This is a genomic window from Bartonella sp. MM73XJBT (assembly GCF_028618465.1).
In the GTDB taxonomy this organism is placed as follows: domain Bacteria; phylum Pseudomonadota; class Alphaproteobacteria; order Rhizobiales; family Rhizobiaceae; genus Bartonella.
Genome location: NZ_JAQISY010000014.1, coordinates 1 through 19,125 on the forward strand (window position 1 = coordinate 1; position 19,125 = coordinate 19,125).

Below are 19,125 nucleotides of genomic sequence, written 5' to 3' on the forward strand. Positions count from 1 at the left end.
GTGATAATGTTGCGATGGATGTTTCATTGATTGTTCCTATTGCTATGGAAGAGAAACTTCGCTTTGCTATTCGTGAAGGTGGTCGTACTGTTGGTGCCGGTATCGTTTCTAAGATCATTGAGTAAGTAATGGTTATTGAAAAACGCCTTTATTGTTAAAGGCGTTTTACGTGACAGGGAAATAAAAGAGCATGAACAGTCAAAATATCCGCATTCGCTTGAAAGCATTTGATCACAGAATTCTTGATGCATCGACACGTGAAATTGTGTCGACTGCTAAGCGTACTGGTGCGCATGTCCGTGGTCCTATTCCGCTTCCAACGCGGATTGAGAAGTTTACGGTCAATCGTGGGCCGCACATCGATAAGAAGAGCCGTGAGCAATTTGAAATGCGTACACATAAGCGTCTTCTTGATATTGTTGATCCAACGCCGCAAACAGTAGATGCTCTTATGAAGCTCGATCTTTCTGCTGGTGTGGATGTAGAGATTAAGCTCTGAGGTTTGAGGACAGAAGGAACAGACCCGATGCGTTCAGGTGTAATAGCACAGAAGCTGGGCATGACCCGTATTTATAATGAAGCTGGTGAACATGTGCCGGTAACAGTGCTTCGTTTGGAAAATTGTCAAGTTGTAGCTCAGCGTACAATTGAGAAGAATGGTTATACTGCTGTTCAATTAGGTGTAGGCTTTGCTAAGGTGAAAAATACTTCGCGGGCTCTTCGTGGGCATTTTGCTAAGGCTTCTGTTGAGCCAAAAGCTAAAATAGCGGAATTTCGTGTGAGCCCCGATAATCTTCTTGAGGTCGGTACTGAGATTACCGTGGAGCATTTTGTTCCAGGGCAAAGAGTTGATGTGACAGGTACGAGTATTGGTAAAGGCTTTGCTGGTGTTATGAAGCGTCATAATTTTGGTGGGCATCGTGCTTCGCATGGTAACTCAATTACGCATCGTGCACATGGTTCAACAGGACAGTGTCAGGATCCTGGTAAAGTGTTTAAAGGTAAAAAAATGGCTGGCCACATGGGTCAGGTCCGTGTAACAACGCAGAATATAGAAGTTGTTTCTACAGATATTGAGCGTGGTTTGATTTTAGTGCGTGGCGCTGTTTCTGGCTGTAAAGGTGCTTGGATTTTGGTTCGAGATGCTGTAAAGAGATCTCTTCCTGATAATGTACCAAAGCCTGCTGGTATTCGTCGTCTTGCGAAGGAGAAAACGGAAATGGTTACTCCGGTGGTGGAAACCTCTAAAGTTGAGGGAGCCGAATAATGGATCTTGTAATTAAAACCCTTGATGGGGATGAAGCTGGTAAGTTAAAAGTTTCTGATGCTATTTTTGGTCTTGTTCCACGCGAAGATATTTTACAGCGTGTTGTTCGTTGGCAACTTGCGCGTCGCCAACAGGGGACTCATCAAGCCCAGGGGCGCTCTGATGTGTCACGAACAGGGGCAAAGATGTTTAAACAAAAAGGAACTGGACGTGCTCGGCACTCTTCGGCTCGTGCGCCGCAGTTTCGTGGTGGTGGTAAAGCGCATGGTCCGGTGGTTCGTAGTCATGCGCATGATCTTCCTAAAAAAATTCGTGCGCTCGGATTGCGGCTTGCTCTTTCAGCAAAATTAAAAGCAAAAGATTTAATCGTTGTTGATGAGATGAGTGTTAAAGATGCTAAAACCAAGATGCTTGTTTCTCGTTTTTCCAAGCTTGGGTTTGATAATGCCCTTTTAATTGGCGGTAAAGAGATTGATATTCAGTTTTCTCGGGCAGCATCTAATATTCCTAATATTGATATTTTACCAATTCAGGGGATTAATGTTTACGATATTTTGCGTCGCAGCAAACTTGTTTTATCAAAAGCAGCCGTCGAGGCTCTTGAGGAGCGTTTTAAATGACAGATCTTCGTCATTATGATATAATTGTTAGTCCAGTTATTACTGAAAAGTCGACTATGATTTCTGAATATAATCAAGTTGCTTTTAATGTCGCGCCGAAAGCGACAAAGCCTGAGATTAAAGCTGCTGTTGAAGCACTTTTTAACGTAAAAGTGAAAGCAGTTAACACGATGGTCCGTAAGGGTAAAGTGAAGCGTTTTAAAGGCATTGTTGGTCGGCAGAGTGATGTCAAGAAAGCGATCGTGACACTGGCGAGTGGTCAGTCTATCGACGTTTCGACAGGTCTTTAAAGAGGCTCGGAGATAAAGATAATGGCACTTAAGCAGTTTAATCCAACTACGCCCGGGCAGCGTCAACTTGTTATTGTAGATCGTTCTTGTCTTTATAAGGGTAAGTCTGTAAAAACGCTAACTGAAGGTTTATCTTCAAAAGGTGGTCGTAATAATCGTGGTCGTGTTACGGCTCGTTTTCAGGGTGGTGGACATAAGCGTAGCTATCGGTTTGTTGATTTTAAGCGTCTTAAACGCGATATTTCTGCTAAAGTTGAGCGTTTAGAGTATGATCCAAATCGCACAGCTTTTATTGCGCTTATTCGCTATGAAGATGGGCAGTTAAGTTATATCCTTGCGCCACAGCGTCTTGGTGTTGGTGATTCTATTATTGCTGGTTCAAATGTTGATGTTAAGCCGGGTAATGCTATGCCGCTTGGTAATATGCCAGTGGGGACAATTATTCATAATGTTGAGATGAAACCGGGGAAAGGTGGTCAGATCGCACGTTCAGCAGGAACCTATGCGCAGCTTGTTGGGCGAGATCAAGGAATGGCTATTCTTCGTCTTAATTCTGGAGAGCAGCGTTTGGTATCTAGCAGTTGCTTTGCAACCGTTGGTGCTGTTTCTAATCCTGATCATGGGAATATTAATGATGGCAAGGCAGGTCGGTCACGTTGGCGTGGTAAACGTCCTCATGTTCGTGGTGTTGCTATGAACCCCGTTGATCATCCACATGGTGGTGGTGAAGGACGTACATCAGGGGGGCGTCATCCGGTGTCTCCTTGGGGTAAGCCTACAAAGGGTAAGCGTACGCGCTCCAATAAGTCCACCGATAAGTTTATTATGCGTACGCGTCATCAGCGTAAGAAATGAGAAAGGTAGTCTGAAGTGGTTCGTTCAGTTTGGAAAGGTCCGTTTGTTGACGGCTATCTTCTTGGAAAAGCAGAAAAGGTTCGTGCGAGTGGACGTAATGAAGTTATTAAAATATGGAGTCGTCGCTCTACTATTTTACCACAATTTGTTGGTTTAACTTTTGGTGTTTACAACGGCAATAAGCATATTCCTGTTTCTGTTTCTGAAGAGATGGTTGGGCATAAGTTTGGTGAATTCGCTCCCACCCGGACTTATTATGGGCATGGTGCAGATAAGAAAGCGAAGAGGAAATAGGTGATGGGAAAAGTTAAGGTTCCACGCCAGCTTAAAGAAAATGAAGCAAAAGCTGTTACTCGGACAATTCGTGTTAGTCCGCAAAAGCTTAATTTGGTTGCTGCGATGATTCGTGGTAAAAGAGTTAATGTAGCACTGGCTGATTTGACATTTTCACGTAAACGTATTGCTGGAACTGTGAAAAAAACTCTTGAATCAGCGATTGCAAATGCAGAAAATAACCATGATCTTGATATTGATTCGCTCATTGTTGCGGAAGCTTATGTCGGTAAGTCGATAGTGATGAAGCGTTTTCATGTTCGCGGTCGGGGGCGTGCTAGTCGGATTGAACGTCCGTTTTCGCATCTTACTATTATTGTTCGTGAAGTTACCGAGAAAGTGGAGGCCGCATAATGGGTCAGAAGATCAATCCAATAGGACTTCGTCTTGGAGTTAATCGGACTTGGGATTCCCGTTGGTATGCTGATAGTGGTGAATATGGTCGTCTTCTCCATGAGGATTTGAAGATCCGTTTATATGTGTTGGAAGAGTTGAAGCAAGCCGCTATTTCTAAGGTTGTTATTGAGCGTCCCCATAAGAAGTGTCGTGTAACGATTCATTCGGCTCGTCCTGGGCTCATTATTGGTAAAAAAGGTGCTGATATCGAGAAGCTTCGTCGTAAGCTTTCAGAGATGACAAATGCTGAGACTTCATTAAATATTGTGGAGATTCGTAAACCGGAAACTGATGCTACAATTATTGCGCAATCTATTGCTCAGCAGTTAGAACGCCGTGTTGCTTTTCGGCGCGCAATGAAACGTGCGGTTCAATCAGCTATGCGTCTTGGAGCAGAAGGGATTCGTATCAATTGTTCGGGTCGCCTTGGTGGTGCTGAAATTGCTCGTATGGAATGGTATCGTGAAGGGCGTGTTCCACTTCACACCTTGCGTTCTGATGTTGATTACGGTACAGCAGAAGCTAAGACTGCTTATGGTATTTGTGGTGTTAAAGTTTGGGTCTTTAAAGGTGAAATTCTTGAGCATGATCCAATGGCTTCGGAGCGTCGTGCTGCGGAAGCTGATCACTCTGGTTCTTCATCGAATCGTCGCCGCGAGAATGCTTAGTTTTTGTGATTGAACTAGAATTTGGAGTAGAGAACAATGTTGCAGCCAAAGCGCACAAAGTTCCGTAAACAGTTCAAAGGCCGTATTCACGGTGTTTCGAAGGGTGGTACGGATTTGAATTTCGGTGCTTACGGTCTGAAGGCGGTTGAGCCAGAGCGGATTACTGCGCGCCAAATTGAAGCGGCGCGTCGTGCGATTACACGTTATATGAAGCGTTCTGGTCGTGTGTGGATTCGTATTTTTCCGGATCTTCCAGTTACGTCTAAGCCTACAGAAGTTCGTATGGGTAAGGGTAAGGGAAGTGTAGATTATTGGGCTGTGCGTGTTGCGCCTGGGCGTGTCATGTTTGAGCTTGATGGGATTCCTGAAGATGTGGCACGTGAAGCACTAAGACTTGGTGCTGCAAAGTTGCCTATTAAAACGCGTTTCATCCAGCGTATTGCTGAATAAAGAGGTTAAGCGATGAGAGCCACAGAACTACGGGCGCAAACGCTCGACCAAATGAAAGACGAATTGGCTAAGTTAAAGAAAGAGCAGTTTAATTTGCGCTTTCAAAAAGCAACAGGTCAATTGGAAAAGACTGCACGCGTTAGACAGGTTCGCCGTAATATTGCGCGTGTTAAGACTTTTCTTCGTCAGAAGATAAACGAAAGTAAGGTTTAAGGAAATCAGAGATGCCTAAACGCATTTTGCAGGGTGTTGTCGTTAGTGACAAAAGTGATAAGACTGTGGTTGTGAAAGTGGAGCGTCGTTATTCTCATCCACTTCTCAAAAAGACCGTTCGGCAGTCTAAAAAATATAAGGCGCATGACGAGGACAACCAGTTTAAGATTGGGGATCAAATTTCTATTCAGGAATCTAGACCAATTTCGAAAGATAAACGTTGGATTGTTGTTAAAGGGAATGTAGCGTAGTGAGTTGAGTTCATTGTTTTAAAGTTTAACAGTGGTTTGGTTTCCATTGGTGGATTTAAGGCAATAACTTTATCGTTATTTGGCAGGCAAATCCGGATGTGTTAAAACACGACCGGATATAAATGTTAAGAGAAGGTGGCCAGTCATGATTCAGATGCAAACAAACCTCGACGTTGCCGATAATTCCGGTGCTCGTCGTGTCATGTGCATCAAGGTGTTAGGCGGTTCAAAGCGGAAATATGCTTCGGTCGGTGACATTATTGTTGTTTCGGTCAAGGATGCTATTCCTCGTGGCCGTGTTAAAAAAGGTGATGTGATGAAAGCTGTGGTGGTTCGCACTGCTAAGGATATTCGTCGCGCAGACGGTAGCGTCATTCGTTTTGACAGTAATGCTGCTGTTTTAGTGGATAATAAAAAAGAGCCGATCGGTACACGTATCTTTGGACCAGTTCCCCGCGAACTTCGTGGTAGGAATCATATGAAGATCATCTCGCTCGCTCCTGAAGTGTTATAAGGAGTGAATATTATGCAGAAGATTCGAAAAGGTGATAAAGTTGTTGTTTTATCCGGTAAGGATAAAGGATGTAGTGGTGAAGTCATTAAGGTGAATCCTAAGGAGAATAAAGCTTTTGTTCGTGGTGTTAATATGATTAAACGTCACCAACGACAGACACAAAAGCAAGAGGCAGGAATTATTTCTAAAGAAGCTCCGATTCATCTATCTAATTTGGCAATTGCTGATCCTAAGGATGGTAAGCCTACACGTGTAGGTTTTCGTATGAATGCAGATGGTAATAAGGTTCGTTTTGCCAAGCGTTCGGGAGAGTTGATTAATGGCTGAAGAAAAACAAACACCGCGCATGAAGGCTCATTATTTTGAAGTGGTTCGTAAAGCGCTTCAAGAGAAGTTTCATTACAAAAATGCGATGCAAATTCCGCGGGTTGATAAAATTGTAATTAATATGGGGATTGGTGAGGCTACTGCTGATTCCAAGAAACCATCTCTTGCTGCTGAGGATTTAGGGCTCATAACGGGTCAAAAGGCTGTTGTTACTCGTGCGCGTAATTCTATTGCGACCTTTAAGGTTCGTGAAGGTATGCCACTTGGGGCTAAAGTTACATTGCGTAAAGATCGTATGTTTGAGTTTTTAGATCGTCTTGTTACGATTGCGCTTCCGCGAGTTCGTGACTTTCGTGGTTTAAATCCAAAAAGCTTTGATGGACGTGGTAATTTTGCTATGGGTATTAAAGAGCACATTGTGTTTCCAGAAATCAACTATGATAAAGTTGATCAAATTTGGGGTATGGATATTATCGTTTGTACGACAGCGAAAACGGACGATGAGGCGCGTGAATTGCTGCGTGCTTTTAATTTTCCTTTTCGTTCGTAACGGCAAATGTAGCGAGGTAAGATTATGGCCAAAGTAAGTGCCGTTGAGAAAAATAAACGTCGTGAGGTGATGGTAAAGCGTTATGCTGCACGTCGTGCGCGTTTGAAAGCAATTGTTATGGATCAGAAGATTTCTCTTGAAGAGCGTTTTAAGGCTTCTGTTCAATTGGCAGGATTGCCACGTAATTCTGCAAAAGTTCGTGTTCGTAATCGCTGTGAGGTTTCAGGGCGTCCGCGAGCTTATTATCGTAAATTAAAAATGTCGCGGATTGCATTGCGAGAACTTGGTTCTATCGGGCAGATTCCTGGCATTGTTAAATCTAGTTGGTGAGAGGAGATTATTGAATGTCTATGTCGGATCCTCTTGGTGATATGTTAACGCGCATTCGTAATGCACTTGGTCGTAAAAAGGGCAAAGTTGTTACGCCTGCTTCCAAGCTTCGTGCACGTGTTCTCGATGTTCTTCAGTCGGAAGGCTATATTCGCGGATATAATCAGATCGACTCAAGTGATGGAAAATCTGAAATTGAGATCGAATTGAAATATTTTGAAGGCTTAGCGGCCATTCGTGAGATTTCACGTGTTTCAAAACCTGGTCGTCGTGTATATGTTTCTGCTAAGTCGCTTCCTCAAGTGGCAAATGGTCTTGGTATTTCTATTTTATCAACTCCTAAGGGGGTGATGGCTGATCATGAGGCACGTGAACAGAATGTCGGTGGAGAGCTCCTTTGTCGTGTTTTCTAAGTTATGTCCAAGAAAACAGAAAAAAAGTAGGTTAGAACAATGTCTCGTATTGGAAAAAAGCCCATTTCAGTTCCTTCTGGAGTTACCGCAACTGTTGAAGGTCAGCTAGTTAAAGCAAAAGGTCCGAAAGGTGAACTGAGTTACGTCGTGAATGATGAAGTCTTAGTGAAACTTGAGGATAATGTTATATCGGTTTCCCCACGGGATCAGTCAAAGGATGCGCGTTCTAAATGGGGGATGTCGCGTTCAATGATCGAGAATATTTTTTGTGGTGTGAAAGACGGTTTTGAAAAGAGATTGGAAATCAATGGTGTTGGTTATCGTGCTGCTTTGCAGGGTAAGGATGTTCAATTATCATTAGGCTTTTCACATGATGTGGTTTATAAAGTACCGTCGGGTGTTACTGTAACGGTTCCTAAGCCTACAGAAATTGTTATTTCTGGAATTGATAAACAGCAAGTTGGGCAAGTTGCAGCGGAAATTCGTGAGTATCGTAGACCTGAGCCTTATAAAGGTAAAGGTGTTAAGCATGCAGATGAGCGTATATTCCGTAAAGAAGGTAAAAAGAAGTAAGGATTTTGTATTATGGCGTCATCTAAGGATATTATCCAGCGTCGTGCGCAGCGTGTTCGTCGTAGAATAAAAATGGTTTCTAGCGATCGTCCACGGCTTAGTGTTTACCGTTCAAATCAGAATATCTATGTTCAAATTATCGACGATTTGCGTGGGTGCACACTTGTTTCGGCTTCTACCCTTGATAATGATTTAAAGAAATCATTGAAAAGTGGTGCTGATAAAGAAGCAGCTTTTGCTGTTGGTAAGTTAATTGCTGAACGAGCAAAGAAAGCTGGTGTTCATGAGGTGGTTTTTGATCGTGGGTCCTATGTTTACCATGGTAGAGTAAAAGCTTTGGCTGAGGCAGCACGTGAGGGTGGTTTGAGCTTTTGAGGTGTTTTGTTTGAAGGTTATGGTGAGAAAGTTTTAGGGTGTTTCGTGTGAGTTCCTCTCGTTTTGTGATGGAACTTTGTTAACGTGCTTCCGGAAAAGAAAAAGGAATGAGGAATGGCACAGAAAGAACGTGGTGAGCGCGATGAACGTGAGAATGAATTTGTCGATAGACTTGTTCATATCAATCGTGTCGCTAAAGTTGTAAAGGGTGGTCGGCGTTTTGGTTTTGCTGCTCTTGTTGTTGTTGGAGATCAGAAAGGGCGTGTAGGCTTTGGTCATGGTAAGGCACGTGAAGTGCCAGAAGCCGTTCGTAAAGCTACAGAAGCTGCAAAGCGGGGAATGATTTATGTCCCGCTTCGCTCTGGGCGTACATTGCATCATGATCTTGAAGGTCGTCATGGGGCTGGTCGTGTTTTATTACGTTCTGCTTCTGCTGGTACCGGTATTATTGCTGGTGGGCCGATGCGTGCGATTTTTGAAACTCTTGGTATGCAGGATGTTGTGGCAAAGTCACTGGGTTCATCTAATCCTTATAACATGGTTCGTGCAACGTTTGATGCGTTAAAACGTCAGATGCATCCTAGGGATATTGCAGCTCAACGTGGTATAAAATATTCAACTTTGCAAGCGCGTCGTCGGCATTTAGTTGATGCAGAAGGATAGTTTTCTGAGATTGTCAGAAGAGGAATTAGGAAATGGTTCAGAAAAAATCTCAGAGTGGTAAAACTGTGACGGTAGAACAAATTGGAAGTCCAATTCGGAATTCACAGATTCAGCGTGCAACCTTGAAAGGGCTTGGATTAAATAAAATGCGGCGTCGTCGTGTTTTAGAAGATACGCTTTGTGTACGGGGTATGATCGCTAAGGTTCGCCATCTTGTTCGTATTGTAGATGAAGGTTAATGGTTGCGGGAGTATGAAATATGAAACTCAATGAACTACGTGATCGTGAAGGCGCAACAAGAAATCATAAACGTGTTGGGCGTGGTATTGGTTCTGGTATTGGTAAAACTGGTGGTCGTGGTGTGAAAGGACAAAGATCACGTTCTGGTGTTTCGCTTAATGGTTTTGAAGGTGGGCAAATGCCTATTTATCGCCGTTTACCAAAGCGTGGATTTAGGAATTTTTTTTCCAAAACTTATAATGAAGTTTCGCTGGGGCGTATTCAGTTAGCGGTTGATGCGGGTAAGTTGAATACTGAAAAGCCTATTGATATTATTGCTCTGAGAGAGGCTGGTATTATTCGTCGTGTGAAGGATGGAGTGCGTCTTCTTTCTGGTGGTGAGTTAAAAGCTAAGATTGTCGTTCACGTTTCTGGTGCTTCTAAAGCGGCTTGTGTTAAAGTTGAAAAAGTAGGTGGTCAGGTTGTTTTTCCTGAGCCTGTCCGTTAATTTGGGGATATAAATGATAATTCTAAGGGGGGGATTCATTTAAGGATATCTTCGGTGGAGGGTTATTTAAGTTTTGCATTTATTTGTGCATAACGATATGAGTTTTTAGAGTTATGCTTCTGTGATTTTAAGAACTGGAGTGTGGATGGGAGACTTTTTATGGCATCAGCAGCAGAGCAATTTGCTTCCAATATGAACTTTGGTACTTTTTCACGTGCAACAGAATTGAAAAAACGCATTTGGTTTACTCTATCTGCGCTTCTTATCTATCGCTTTGGTACTTATATCTCTCTTCCTGGTATTAATATTGATGCTTTACGCCAGACATTTGAACATCATGCCTCTGGTGTTTTGGGGTTATTTAATATGTTTGCTGGGGGTGCTGTTGGGCGTATGGCAATTTTTGCCTTAGGAATTATGCCTTATATATCGGCGTCAATTATTGTGCAATTGCTTACCTCAGTTATTCCTTCTTTGGAGACTCTTAAAAAAGAGGGTGAAGTAGGTCGTAAGGTTATTAATCAATATACTCGATACGTAACAGTTATATTGGCGATTCTACAAGCGTTTGGTATCGCAGTTGCACTTGAAACTGGCATAGGGACAGGGTTGCAGATTGTTGTAGAGCCTGGGCTTATGTTCCGTATTTCTTCCGTTATTACCCTTGTTGGTGGGACGATGTTTCTCATGTGGCTTGGTGAGCAAATTACATCACGTGGTGTGGGTAATGGGGTCTCTCTCATTATTTTTACAGGTATTGTGGCTAATCTCCCTTCCACTTTCGCTCAACTTTTAACTGCGCATAGTCAAGCTGACTTATCAACTTTTTTGTTAATAGGAATCGTACTTATTGCGGTTTCCGTGATAGCTGTTATTGTTTTTATAGAGCGTGCGCAGCGGAGAATTCTTATTCAATATCCAAAACGTCAAGTTGGTAATCAGATTTTTCAAGGAGATATGTCACATCTTCCTTTAAAGTTGAATACTTCTGGTGTTATTCCACCAATTTTCGCTTCGTCTTTGTTGTTATTGCCTGCAACGATCAATAACTTTTCTGACAAAATGCCGCAATGGATGCAGACTATTTCTTATTCTCTTAGTCATGGACAGCCACTTTATATGATTGTTTATGCACTTTTGATGGCGTTTTTTTGCTTTTTTTATACGGCTATTGTGTTTAATCCAAGTGATACGGCAGATCAGTTGAAAAAACATTCTGGTTTTATTCCAGGAATTCGTCCTGGAGAACGTACGGCTGAATACATTGATTATGTTTTAACACGTATTACTGTTGTGGGGGCAATTTATATTATTTTGGTTTGTTTGCTCCCTGAATTTATGATATCCACTCTACAGGTTCCTTTCTATCTTGGGGGAACTTCTTTATTGATTGTTGTTACTGTTACGCTTGATACAGTTGCTCAAATTCAGGGACATCTTATTGCGCATCAATATGAAGGGTTGATTAAAAAGTCAAAACTTCGTGGAGGGAAAAAGAATCGATGAGAGTTATTCTTTTAGGTCCTCCTGGAGCTGGCAAAGGTACACAAGCTAAAATGCTGACTGAAATGTATAGTATCCCTCAGTTATCGACGGGTGATATGTTGCGTGAGGTTATTTCTAAAGAGACAGAAATTGGTAAAAAAGCTAAAGCTATCATGAGCTCTGGTGCTTTGGTTTCTGATGACATTGTTAATCAAATTGTCTCAGAGCGAATTGATGAAAGTGATTGTGTAAACGGTTTTGTTTTGGATGGGTACCCACGTACTGTGGGACAGGCAGAAGCGTTGAAACAGATTTTTCAGTCAAAAAATATGCAACTTGATGCTGTTATCGAGCTGCGTGTTGATGAAGATGCGTTGATTGAGCGAATGAAAAGACGCGTTGAAGAAACAATAGCTGCCGGTGGGCTGGTTCGTTCAGATGATAATCCTGTTGCTTTTGCGAAGCGATTAGTAGAGTATCGTGAAAAAACAATTCCTCTCTCGAAATTTTATTTAGAAAAGGGATTGTTGAGAGTGGTTGATGGAATGACGGATATTGCCGAGGTATCACGTATAATTAGAGGTTTTCTGCAATAAGGAGTTTTTTATGAGAAATAAATGAAAAGTGTTGACTTTTTTAGTGAAATCTATCAAAAACAGTTTTAATTTATTTCAAATAAAATAATGGGATTCGGGGTATATTTATGCCGGATCGTTTTTCTATAAGGTACTTCGAGTATTTTATGGTTAATTGTCAACATAATCAAGGAGAGTAGGCGTGGCTCGTATTGCTGGCGTCAATATCCCGACAAATAAGCGTGTCATTGTTGCGCTTCAGTATATCCACGGGATTGGACCAAAAATTGCTCAAGAAATTACTAAAAGGGTTGGTATTCCTGTTGGACGCCGTGTGCATGAGCTTTCGGATGCAGAAGTGTTGCAAATTCGTGAGGCGATAGATCAGGGGTATCAGGTTGAAGGTGATCTTCGTCGTGAGGTCGCCATGAATGTTAAACGTTTGATGGACCTTGCTTGTTACCGTGGTTTGCGTCATCGTCGTTCTTTGCCTGTTCGTGGGCAACGTACACATACAAATGCGCGTACGCGTAAGGGGCCGGCTAAGGCAATTGCTGGTAAGAAAAAGTAAAATTCTTTTTTTTAAGAGTTTAATTTTTTATATTCTGTTTTTTGTTAAGTTTTTTTAACAAGAGCAAGGTGGGTGGAGCTGCTGGTGTTACGGCAGTGAAGAGATCATTGAAAGGAAGACTATGGCCAAGGAAGCCACGCGTGTTCGCCGCCGCGAACGCAAAAATATTTCATCAGGTGTTGTGCATATCAATTCAACATTTAACAATACAATGATTACCATTACGGATGCTCAAGGAAATACAATTGCTTGGTCATCTGCTGGGGCTCAGGGGTTTAAGGGGTCACGAAAATCTACGCCTTTTGCTGCTCAGGTTGCCGCAGAAGATTGTGCTAGAAAAGCTCAAGAGCATGGTATGCGTTCGTTAGAAGTTGAGGTTTGTGGTCCTGGATCAGGTCGTGAATCCGCTTTGCGTGCGTTGCAGTCGGTTGGTTTTGTTATTACTTCCATTCGTGATGTAACACCAATTCCTCATAATGGATGTCGTCCGCGAAAGAGACGGCGTGTTTAATTGGGTGTTGTTTTTTTGTTGTCAGAGGCTTCTCTGATGTTCACATTGGCCGCTACGATTGAATGGTAGCGGAAGTAGAGAACGGGAATGAAAATATGATCCAGAAAAACTGGCAGGAACTGATTAAACCCAATAAGGTTGAGTTTTGTGCGCATGATACTCCGAATGTTTGGAGTTTGGTTGCGGAACCTCTTGAGCGTGGTTTTGGCTTAACGTTGGGGAATGCGCTTCGTCGCGTATTATTATCATCGCTTCGTGGTGCCGCAATTACTGCTGTACAGATCGACGGTGTGTTACACGAATTTTCATCAATTCCAGGTGTTCGTGAAGATGTTACAGATATTATTCTTAACATTAAAGAAATTGCGCTTCGTATGGAGGATGAAGGACCTAAAAGGGTTGTCATTTGTAAAGAGGGTCCTGGTATCGTAAGGGCTGGAGATATTAGCACAATTGGGGATATGGAAATTCTTAATCCGGAGCATGTTATTTGCACTCTTGATGAGGATGCTGAAATTCGTATGGAATTTATCGTCAATACAGGGAAGGGCTATGTTCCATCTGATCGCAATTGTGCTGATGATGGACGAATAGGTCTTATTCCAGTTGACAGTCTTTATTCACCAATTCGTAAAGTCTCTTATAAGGTAGAGAATACACGTGAGGGGCAAGTTCTGGATTATGATAAATTAACACTTACAATTGAAACAAATGGTGCTGTTAATGGGGAGGATGCTGTTGCTTTTGCAGCGCGTATTCTTCAGGATCAATTATCATTGTTTGTTAATTTTGAAGAGCCGCAAAAGGAAACTGTTGAAGAGTCTGATTCAGAGCTTGCTTTTAATCCCGCCCTTCTCAAAAAGGTGGATGAGTTAGAGCTTTCAGTTCGTTCGGCAAATTGTCTTAAGAATGATAATATTGTCTATATTGGTGATCTTATCCAGAAGACGGAAGCTGAAATGCTTCGGACACCGAACTTTGGACGCAAGTCGTTAAATGAAATTAAAGAAGTTTTGGCATGTATGGGGTTGCATCTTGGTATGGAAGTTTCTGCATGGCCGCCTGAAAACATTGATGATCTTGCAAAACGCTATGAAGATCAATATTAGAATTTAAGGAGAAGGTTCATGCGCCATAGTAAGTCAGGCCGTAAGTTGAATCGGACGGCTAGTCACCGTAAAGCGATGTTTGCTAATATGGCGGTTTCGCTGATCGAGCATGAGCAAATTGTGACAACGCTTCCAAAGGCTAAAGAAATTCGTCCTATCGTTGAGAAATTAGTGACGCTTGGTAAGCGTGGAGGTTTGCACGCACGTAGACAAGCAATTTCTGCACTTCGTGATGCGGGGAAAGTTGCGAAGTTGTTTGATACGCTTGCACCACGTTATGCAGCACGTAACGGTGGATATTTGCGCATTATGAAAGCGGGTTTTCGTACCGGCGATAATGCTCCCATGGCTGTTATAGAGTTTGTTGATCGTGATATTGATGCCAAGGGGGCTGTAGATCGTATGCGTACAGAGGATACTGTAAATCAAAAAGAAACTTCTTCATAAAGATAGAGTATTTTGTTTTTGTTGAATTTTGGAAAGACCGCCCTTCTAGGCGGTTTTTTTATGAGCATTTGGACGTTAACTTCGTTTAATAGATAAATATGAGAGAAAGTTACAACATATTGAATTGGTTGTTTTTTATAATATTTATGACTTAAATAGTTGTTTTTCTTTTTCATTATAAATATTAATAAAGAAATCTCGAGTTTAGAAAGGATGAGAAAGTGTCTTATCCTCTTAATATTTAAAGAGTGAATTATTTTTTAGGAGTGAATAATGAGATATTCTCTTTTAGCGTGGCTTTTTTTTGCTATTATAACACAATTATCATTTCATTGTGCTTATGCTCAAATTCCACAAACACAAAAAGAAATTACACTTTCATTTGCTCCTTTAGTGAAAAGAACTATTCCATCTGTTGTCAATATTTATGCAGCTCGACAAATCAGAGCACGTTCACCTTTTGCGGGTGATCCATTTTTTGAGCAGTTTTTTAGTCGTTTTCAAAATAATCTGCCTGTGCGCAAGCAATCTTCGTTAGGGTCTGGAGTGATTGTTGATGCACGTGGTTTGATCGTTACGAATTACCATGTCATTAAGGATGCAAGCGAAATTAAAGTTGCTCTTTCTGATGGACGGGAATTTGAAAGTAAGGTTATGTTAAAAGATGAAGCAACGGATATTGCGGTGCTTGAAATTAATGCAAAGGATGCACAATTTCCTGTTCTTTCTTTGGGAGATTCTGATGCAGTTGAAGTTGGCGATCTTGTTTTAGCAATTGGTAATCCTTTTGGTGTTGGTCAGACGGTTACAAGTGGTATTGTTTCAGCGCAAGCACGTACGCGTGTTGGTATTTCTGATTTTGACTTTTTTATTCAAACGGATGCTGCCATTAATCCAGGGAATTCTGGTGGAGCGTTGATTGATATGAAAGGACAGTTAATTGGAATTAATACAGCTATTTATTCGCGTTCAGGTGGTTCTGTGGGGATTGGTTTTGCTATTCCAGCAAATCTTGTAAAAGTGATGCTTGAAACTGTTAAACGTGGCGGAAAGTATTTTGTTCCTCCTTATATTGGTGCATCTTTTCAAAATGTTACAGCTGATATTGCTGGTGGTTTAGGTTTAGAACGTCCCTATGGTGCTCTTGTTATCGAAGTTTTCAAAGATAGTCCTGCTGCAAAAGCTGGTTTGAAAGTCGGTGATGTTATTTTGAATGTGCAAGGGATGCGCGTTGAAAGTCCAGATGCTCTTGGATATCGTTTGATGACATCTGGTATTGGGCATAGCCTTGGTTTAGAATATTTGCGAAGTGGAAAAGTCTTAAAGACACAAATAACTGTTTCATCAATACCGGAAACGGCATTTTCAAAATCTGAAAAAATTACAGGAGATAGTCCTCTTTCGGGTGCTGAAGTCTTAGATTTAACACCGCAAAATAGTCGACATTTTCGTGTTCCTCTCTCTGCAAAAGGTGTTGTGATTACCAATCTTGATGAGGCGAGTAATGCTGCTGGAATTTTTCGTCCAGGAGATATCTTACGTACTGTTAATGGCTATAAAATTCAAACGGTTAGTCAGTTGAAAAAGATTCTTATGCAAAGTCACGCCAATATGTGGCAATTGGAATATGAACGTGATGGTATGTATATTCGCCAATTTATTCGCTGAGGTTTTTTTTGAATAAAGATTTTTTTACTTCATCTTCTCATCTCCAGGTTCATAAAAATCGGCCGCTTGCAGAAAAAATGCGTCCTCGTTCTCTTAATGATGTCGTAGGACAAAATCATTTACTTGGAGAGAAGGGAGTACTGTCACGCATGTTGGCAGCCGGTTCCATGAGTTCGATGATTTTTTGGGGACCTCCAGGAACTGGGAAGACAACGGTTGCACGCTTGTTGGCACTTGAAACAAATTTCGTTTTTGAGCAAGTTTCTGCTATTTTTACTGGAGTTTCAGAGCTTAAGAAAATTTTTGAAGTTGCACAGACGCGTTTTATGTCCGGATGTCAAACACTTCTTTTTGTTGATGAGATTCATCGGTTTAATCGTGCGCAGCAGGATAGTTTTCTTCCTGTTATGGAAGATGGTACTGTCATTCTTATAGGGGCAACCACACAGAATCCTTCCTTTGAACTTAATGCTGCTCTTCTTTCCCGTGCTCGTGTTTTGACATTTCTTGCACATGATCATGAAGCTTTGGGCATGCTTTTAAAACGTGCTGAAGAGGTGGAAGGAAAGATTCTTCCTGTGAGCGATGATGCTAGGGATATTTTGATAAGGATGTCTGATGGTGATGCACGATCAGTGTTAACATTGGCAGAGGAGATTTGGTCTGTTGCACGAGAGGGGGAGATATTTGATGCTATCGCTTTGCAAGAAGTTATTCAGCGTCGTGCACCGATTTATGATAAAGGGCAGGAGGGACATTATAATCTCATTTCAGCATTGCATAAATCTGTTCGGGGATCTGATCCTGACGCTGCGCTTTATTATTTAGCACGTATGTTTGATGCCGGTGAAGATCCTCTCTATATTGGGCGCAGATTGGTGCGTATGGCTGTTGAAGATGTTGGTTTGGCAGATCCACAGGCTCTTGTCATTTGTAATGCAGCAAAAGATGCTTATGATTATCTAGGCTCGCCAGAGGGAGAATTAGCTTTAGCGCAAGCATGTCTTTATGTTGCAACTGCACCAAAATCAAATGCAACATACCTCGCCTATAAAGCAGCTATGCAGTGTGCTCGCCAAAATGGTTCTTTGCCTCCTCCTAAACATATCCTAAATGCGCCTACAAAATTTATGAAAGAAGAAGGATATGGGCGTGATTATCGTTATGACCATGATGAACCAGATGCGTTTTCAGGACAGGAATATTTTCCTGAAAAACTTGGGCGGCAGAGCTATTATCAACCCGTTGAGCGTGGTTTTGAGCGTGAGATTGCTAAGCGTCTTGAATGGTGGAAGAAATTGCGCCAAAAACGAGCCGATCAAAAATGAAATTTCCATTGAGATAAGGTCTTTATGACAACAGAGCTTATTTTACATCCGTGATGTGATGGTCATTCTATTAACAGTTTAGGTTATGCTTTAAACAGGTATCATTTTTTCGAAAGAGAGTAAAAAACTTTCTTTTTTTGTATAAAAATTTATATACGCTTAAAACTTAAGTTTAAGAAATATTTTATCTCGCTTTCATTCATGAGCTGCTTTGTATAAGAAGCATGAGAGTGGCTGTGTATAACGCACTGTCTTTAATTTTTTTTCTTTTTTCGCAGAGAAGATATAAATCTACTGAGTTTTGCTCCTTTATGGGAGGTATTTTATTGGAGAGTATTTTGTGTCATAAGATTAAGGAATGGCAAATTCTTTTAGTGTTGGTCATGGGATGTTGTCGACACAATGTGGGGAGTGGAATGAAATAGTCTGTGAACATCTAAACTCAAGACTTTAGTTAAGTTAAAATAACAGTGTACACTTTGTGTTTGGTTATTATGAATCGTCAAGGATATAATCGTGGATAAAACAAAAGCTCTCGATGCTGCTCTCGCTCAAATTGAACGTTCTTTCGGTAAAGGCTCCATTATGCGTCTTGGGCAAAAGGAGCAGGTTGTTGAAATTGAAACAATCCCAACGGGATCTTTGTCCTTGGATATTGCTTTAGGGGTTGGTGGATTACCGAAAGGGCGTATTGTTGAGATTTATGGACCAGAAAGTTCTGGAAAAACAACATTAGCTCTTCATGCAATTGCTGAAGCACAGAAAATTGGTGGAATTTGTGCTTTTATTGATGCGGAGCACGCTCTTGATCCTATTTATGCACGCAAGCTTGGTGTTGATTTAGAAAACTTATTTATTTCTCAGCCAGATACGGGTGAACAGGCGTTGGAAATTACAGAAACATTGGTACGTTCTGGTGCTGTTGATGTGCTTGTTGTTGATTCTGTAGCAGCTTTAACACCACGTGCAGAAATTGATGGTGAAATGGGTGATGCTTTACCTGGATTGCAAGCTCGCTTGATGAGTAAAGCTTTGCGGAAACTTACAGCGTCCATTTTCCGCTCTAACTGTATGGTGATCTTTATTAATCAAATTCGCATGAAAATTGGTGTGATGTTTGGTTCTCCTGAAACAACAACAGGTGGAAATGCCTTAAAGTTTTATGCCTCTGTTCGTTTAGATATTCGCCGTATTGGCTCCATTAAAGATAGAGATATGATTGTTGGCAATCAGACCCGTGTTAAAGTGGTCAAAAATAAATTGGCACCTCCATTCAAACAAGTTGAGTTTGATATTATTTATGGTGAAGGTATTTCTAAATTAGGTGAGTTGATTGATTTGGGAGTTAAAGTTGGTATTGTGGAAAAATCTGGATCTTGGTTCTCTTATAATTCTCAGCGTTTAGGACAGGGGAGAGAAAATGCGAAGCAGTTTTTACGTGAGAACGCGGAAATCGCTGCAGAAATCGAGACAGCTTTGCGTCAAAATGCTGGTTTGATTGCCATTGAATTGCTAGAAAATGCAGGGGCAGATACAACAGAAAGCGATGAAGTCATTTGATGGGACGTTTTTTTAGTGTCATTGCTTCATTTTAAATTTTTCTATTTTTATTTGTT

General features: G+C 41.5%; 30 protein-coding genes and 1 pseudogene. All 31 read left to right on the forward strand.

Features of this window, described 5'->3' with window-relative positions; all coding sequences use genetic code 11:
* Positions 1–125: pseudogene (gene tuf, locus PVV69_RS05800) on the forward strand (elongation factor Tu); the annotation flags it as partial.
* A gap of 65 nt (positions 126–190) precedes the next feature.
* The gene (gene rpsJ / locus PVV69_RS05805) at positions 191–499 is read left to right on the forward strand and encodes a 30S ribosomal protein S10 (protein WP_273720851.1); all 309 of its coding nucleotides are present in this window, start codon (positions 191–193) and stop codon (positions 497–499) included.
* A 27-nt stretch (positions 500–526) separates the two neighbouring features.
* The gene (gene rplC / locus PVV69_RS05810) at positions 527–1,267 is read left to right on the forward strand and encodes a 50S ribosomal protein L3 (protein WP_273720852.1); all 741 of its coding nucleotides are present in this window, start codon (positions 527–529) and stop codon (positions 1,265–1,267) included.
* Positions 1,267–1,887: a 50S ribosomal protein L4 gene (gene rplD / locus PVV69_RS05815; RefSeq protein ID WP_273756808.1), complete on the forward strand. Its 621-nt coding sequence runs from the start codon at positions 1,267–1,269 to the stop codon at positions 1,885–1,887. Before rplC ends, rplD begins: the two co-directional genes overlap by 1 nt.
* Positions 1,884–2,177, forward strand: coding sequence for a 50S ribosomal protein L23 (locus tag PVV69_RS05820; protein ID WP_273720854.1), 294 nt, complete (start codon positions 1,884–1,886; stop codon positions 2,175–2,177). Before rplD ends, PVV69_RS05820 begins: the two co-directional genes overlap by 4 nt.
* A 21-nt stretch (positions 2,178–2,198) precedes the next feature.
* A complete protein-coding gene (rplB, locus tag PVV69_RS05825; RefSeq protein WP_273756809.1) occupies positions 2,199–3,032 on the forward strand; it encodes a 50S ribosomal protein L2 in 834 nt (277 codons plus the stop codon).
* A gap of 15 nt (positions 3,033–3,047) precedes the next feature.
* Positions 3,048–3,326 carry a 30S ribosomal protein S19 gene (rpsS, locus tag PVV69_RS05830; RefSeq protein WP_004855734.1) on the forward strand — a complete coding sequence of 93 codons (279 nt, stop codon included), beginning with the start codon at positions 3,048–3,050 and terminating at the stop codon, positions 3,324–3,326.
* Positions 3,327–3,329: 3 nt separating this feature from the next.
* On the forward strand, positions 3,330–3,719 hold the full coding sequence (gene rplV / locus PVV69_RS05835) for a 50S ribosomal protein L22 (RefSeq protein WP_273720856.1): 390 nt from the start codon (positions 3,330–3,332) through the stop codon (positions 3,717–3,719).
* On the forward strand, positions 3,719–4,429 hold the full coding sequence (gene rpsC / locus PVV69_RS05840) for a 30S ribosomal protein S3 (RefSeq protein WP_273756810.1): 711 nt from the start codon (positions 3,719–3,721) through the stop codon (positions 4,427–4,429). Before rplV ends, rpsC begins: the two co-directional genes overlap by 1 nt.
* Before the next feature lie 36 nt (positions 4,430–4,465).
* Entirely contained in the window at positions 4,466–4,879 is a 414-nt protein-coding gene (gene rplP, locus PVV69_RS05845) for a 50S ribosomal protein L16 (protein WP_208441846.1), read from the forward strand.
* 12 nt (positions 4,880–4,891) lie between these two features.
* Positions 4,892–5,092: a 50S ribosomal protein L29 gene (gene rpmC, locus PVV69_RS05850; RefSeq protein WP_273720857.1), complete on the forward strand. Its 201-nt coding sequence runs from the start codon at positions 4,892–4,894 to the stop codon at positions 5,090–5,092.
* Between the two features lie 11 nt (positions 5,093–5,103).
* On the forward strand, positions 5,104–5,343 hold the full coding sequence (rpsQ, locus tag PVV69_RS05855; RefSeq protein ID WP_273720858.1) for a 30S ribosomal protein S17: 240 nt from the start codon (positions 5,104–5,106) through the stop codon (positions 5,341–5,343).
* Between the two features lie 145 nt (positions 5,344–5,488).
* Positions 5,489–5,857, forward strand: coding sequence for a 50S ribosomal protein L14 (gene rplN / locus PVV69_RS05860; RefSeq protein ID WP_004855715.1), 369 nt, complete (start codon positions 5,489–5,491; stop codon positions 5,855–5,857).
* A 12-nt stretch (positions 5,858–5,869) separates the two neighbouring features.
* Positions 5,870–6,184 (forward strand): 50S ribosomal protein L24, encoded by a 315-nt coding sequence (gene rplX / locus PVV69_RS05865; protein WP_273720859.1) that lies wholly within the window; start codon positions 5,870–5,872, stop codon positions 6,182–6,184.
* Positions 6,177–6,734 (forward strand): 50S ribosomal protein L5, encoded by a 558-nt coding sequence (gene rplE / locus PVV69_RS05870; protein ID WP_273720860.1) that lies wholly within the window; start codon positions 6,177–6,179, stop codon positions 6,732–6,734. The genes rplX and rplE overlap by 8 nt, the downstream gene beginning before the upstream one ends.
* A 24-nt stretch (positions 6,735–6,758) precedes the next feature.
* Positions 6,759–7,064, forward strand: a complete 306-nt coding sequence (gene rpsN, locus PVV69_RS05875; protein ID WP_273756811.1) for a 30S ribosomal protein S14 — start codon at positions 6,759–6,761, stop codon at positions 7,062–7,064.
* A 14-nt stretch (positions 7,065–7,078) separates the two neighbouring features.
* Entirely contained in the window at positions 7,079–7,477 is a 399-nt protein-coding gene (gene rpsH, locus PVV69_RS05880; protein ID WP_273756812.1) for a 30S ribosomal protein S8, read from the forward strand.
* 39 nt (positions 7,478–7,516) lie between these two features.
* A complete protein-coding gene (rplF, locus tag PVV69_RS05885) occupies positions 7,517–8,050 on the forward strand; it encodes a 50S ribosomal protein L6 (RefSeq protein WP_273756813.1) in 534 nt (177 codons plus the stop codon).
* Between the two features lie 12 nt (positions 8,051–8,062).
* Positions 8,063–8,425, forward strand: a complete 363-nt coding sequence (rplR, locus tag PVV69_RS05890) for a 50S ribosomal protein L18 (protein WP_273720864.1) — start codon at positions 8,063–8,065, stop codon at positions 8,423–8,425.
* 114 nt (positions 8,426–8,539) lie between these two features.
* Positions 8,540–9,088, forward strand: coding sequence for a 30S ribosomal protein S5 (rpsE, locus tag PVV69_RS05895; RefSeq protein WP_273756814.1), 549 nt, complete (start codon positions 8,540–8,542; stop codon positions 9,086–9,088).
* 32 nt (positions 9,089–9,120) lie between these two features.
* Positions 9,121–9,327 (forward strand): 50S ribosomal protein L30, encoded by a 207-nt coding sequence (rpmD, locus tag PVV69_RS05900; RefSeq protein WP_208441836.1) that lies wholly within the window; start codon positions 9,121–9,123, stop codon positions 9,325–9,327.
* Between the two features lie 20 nt (positions 9,328–9,347).
* Positions 9,348–9,815, forward strand: coding sequence for a 50S ribosomal protein L15 (rplO, locus tag PVV69_RS05905; RefSeq protein WP_273756815.1), 468 nt, complete (start codon positions 9,348–9,350; stop codon positions 9,813–9,815).
* Between the two features lie 159 nt (positions 9,816–9,974).
* Positions 9,975–11,321, forward strand: coding sequence for a preprotein translocase subunit SecY (gene secY / locus PVV69_RS05910; RefSeq protein ID WP_273720867.1), 1,347 nt, complete (start codon positions 9,975–9,977; stop codon positions 11,319–11,321).
* Positions 11,318–11,896: an adenylate kinase gene (locus tag PVV69_RS05915; protein ID WP_273756816.1), complete on the forward strand. Its 579-nt coding sequence runs from the start codon at positions 11,318–11,320 to the stop codon at positions 11,894–11,896. Before secY ends, PVV69_RS05915 begins: the two co-directional genes overlap by 4 nt.
* Positions 11,897–12,077: 181 nt before the next feature.
* Positions 12,078–12,446, forward strand: a complete 369-nt coding sequence (rpsM, locus tag PVV69_RS05920) for a 30S ribosomal protein S13 (protein ID WP_273756817.1) — start codon at positions 12,078–12,080, stop codon at positions 12,444–12,446.
* Positions 12,447–12,567: 121 nt separating this feature from the next.
* Positions 12,568–12,957 carry a 30S ribosomal protein S11 gene (gene rpsK / locus PVV69_RS05925; RefSeq protein ID WP_005865097.1) on the forward strand — a complete coding sequence of 130 codons (390 nt, stop codon included), beginning with the start codon at positions 12,568–12,570 and terminating at the stop codon, positions 12,955–12,957.
* Positions 12,958–13,052: 95 nt separating this feature from the next.
* A complete protein-coding gene (locus PVV69_RS05930; protein WP_273720870.1) occupies positions 13,053–14,066 on the forward strand; it encodes a DNA-directed RNA polymerase subunit alpha in 1,014 nt (337 codons plus the stop codon).
* Positions 14,067–14,084: 18 nt separating this feature from the next.
* Complete coding sequence (gene rplQ / locus PVV69_RS05935; protein ID WP_273756818.1) at positions 14,085–14,513, forward strand: 50S ribosomal protein L17; 429 nt, start codon at positions 14,085–14,087, stop codon at positions 14,511–14,513.
* A 273-nt stretch (positions 14,514–14,786) separates the two neighbouring features.
* Entirely contained in the window at positions 14,787–16,181 is a 1,395-nt protein-coding gene (locus PVV69_RS05940; protein WP_273756819.1) for a DegQ family serine endoprotease, read from the forward strand.
* 8 nt (positions 16,182–16,189) lie between these two features.
* The gene (locus PVV69_RS05945) at positions 16,190–17,509 is read left to right on the forward strand and encodes a replication-associated recombination protein A (protein WP_273756820.1); all 1,320 of its coding nucleotides are present in this window, start codon (positions 16,190–16,192) and stop codon (positions 17,507–17,509) included.
* A 516-nt stretch (positions 17,510–18,025) separates the two neighbouring features.
* Complete coding sequence (gene recA, locus PVV69_RS05950; RefSeq protein WP_273720874.1) at positions 18,026–19,069, forward strand: recombinase RecA; 1,044 nt, start codon at positions 18,026–18,028, stop codon at positions 19,067–19,069.
* Positions 19,070–19,125 lie beyond the last annotated feature (56 nt).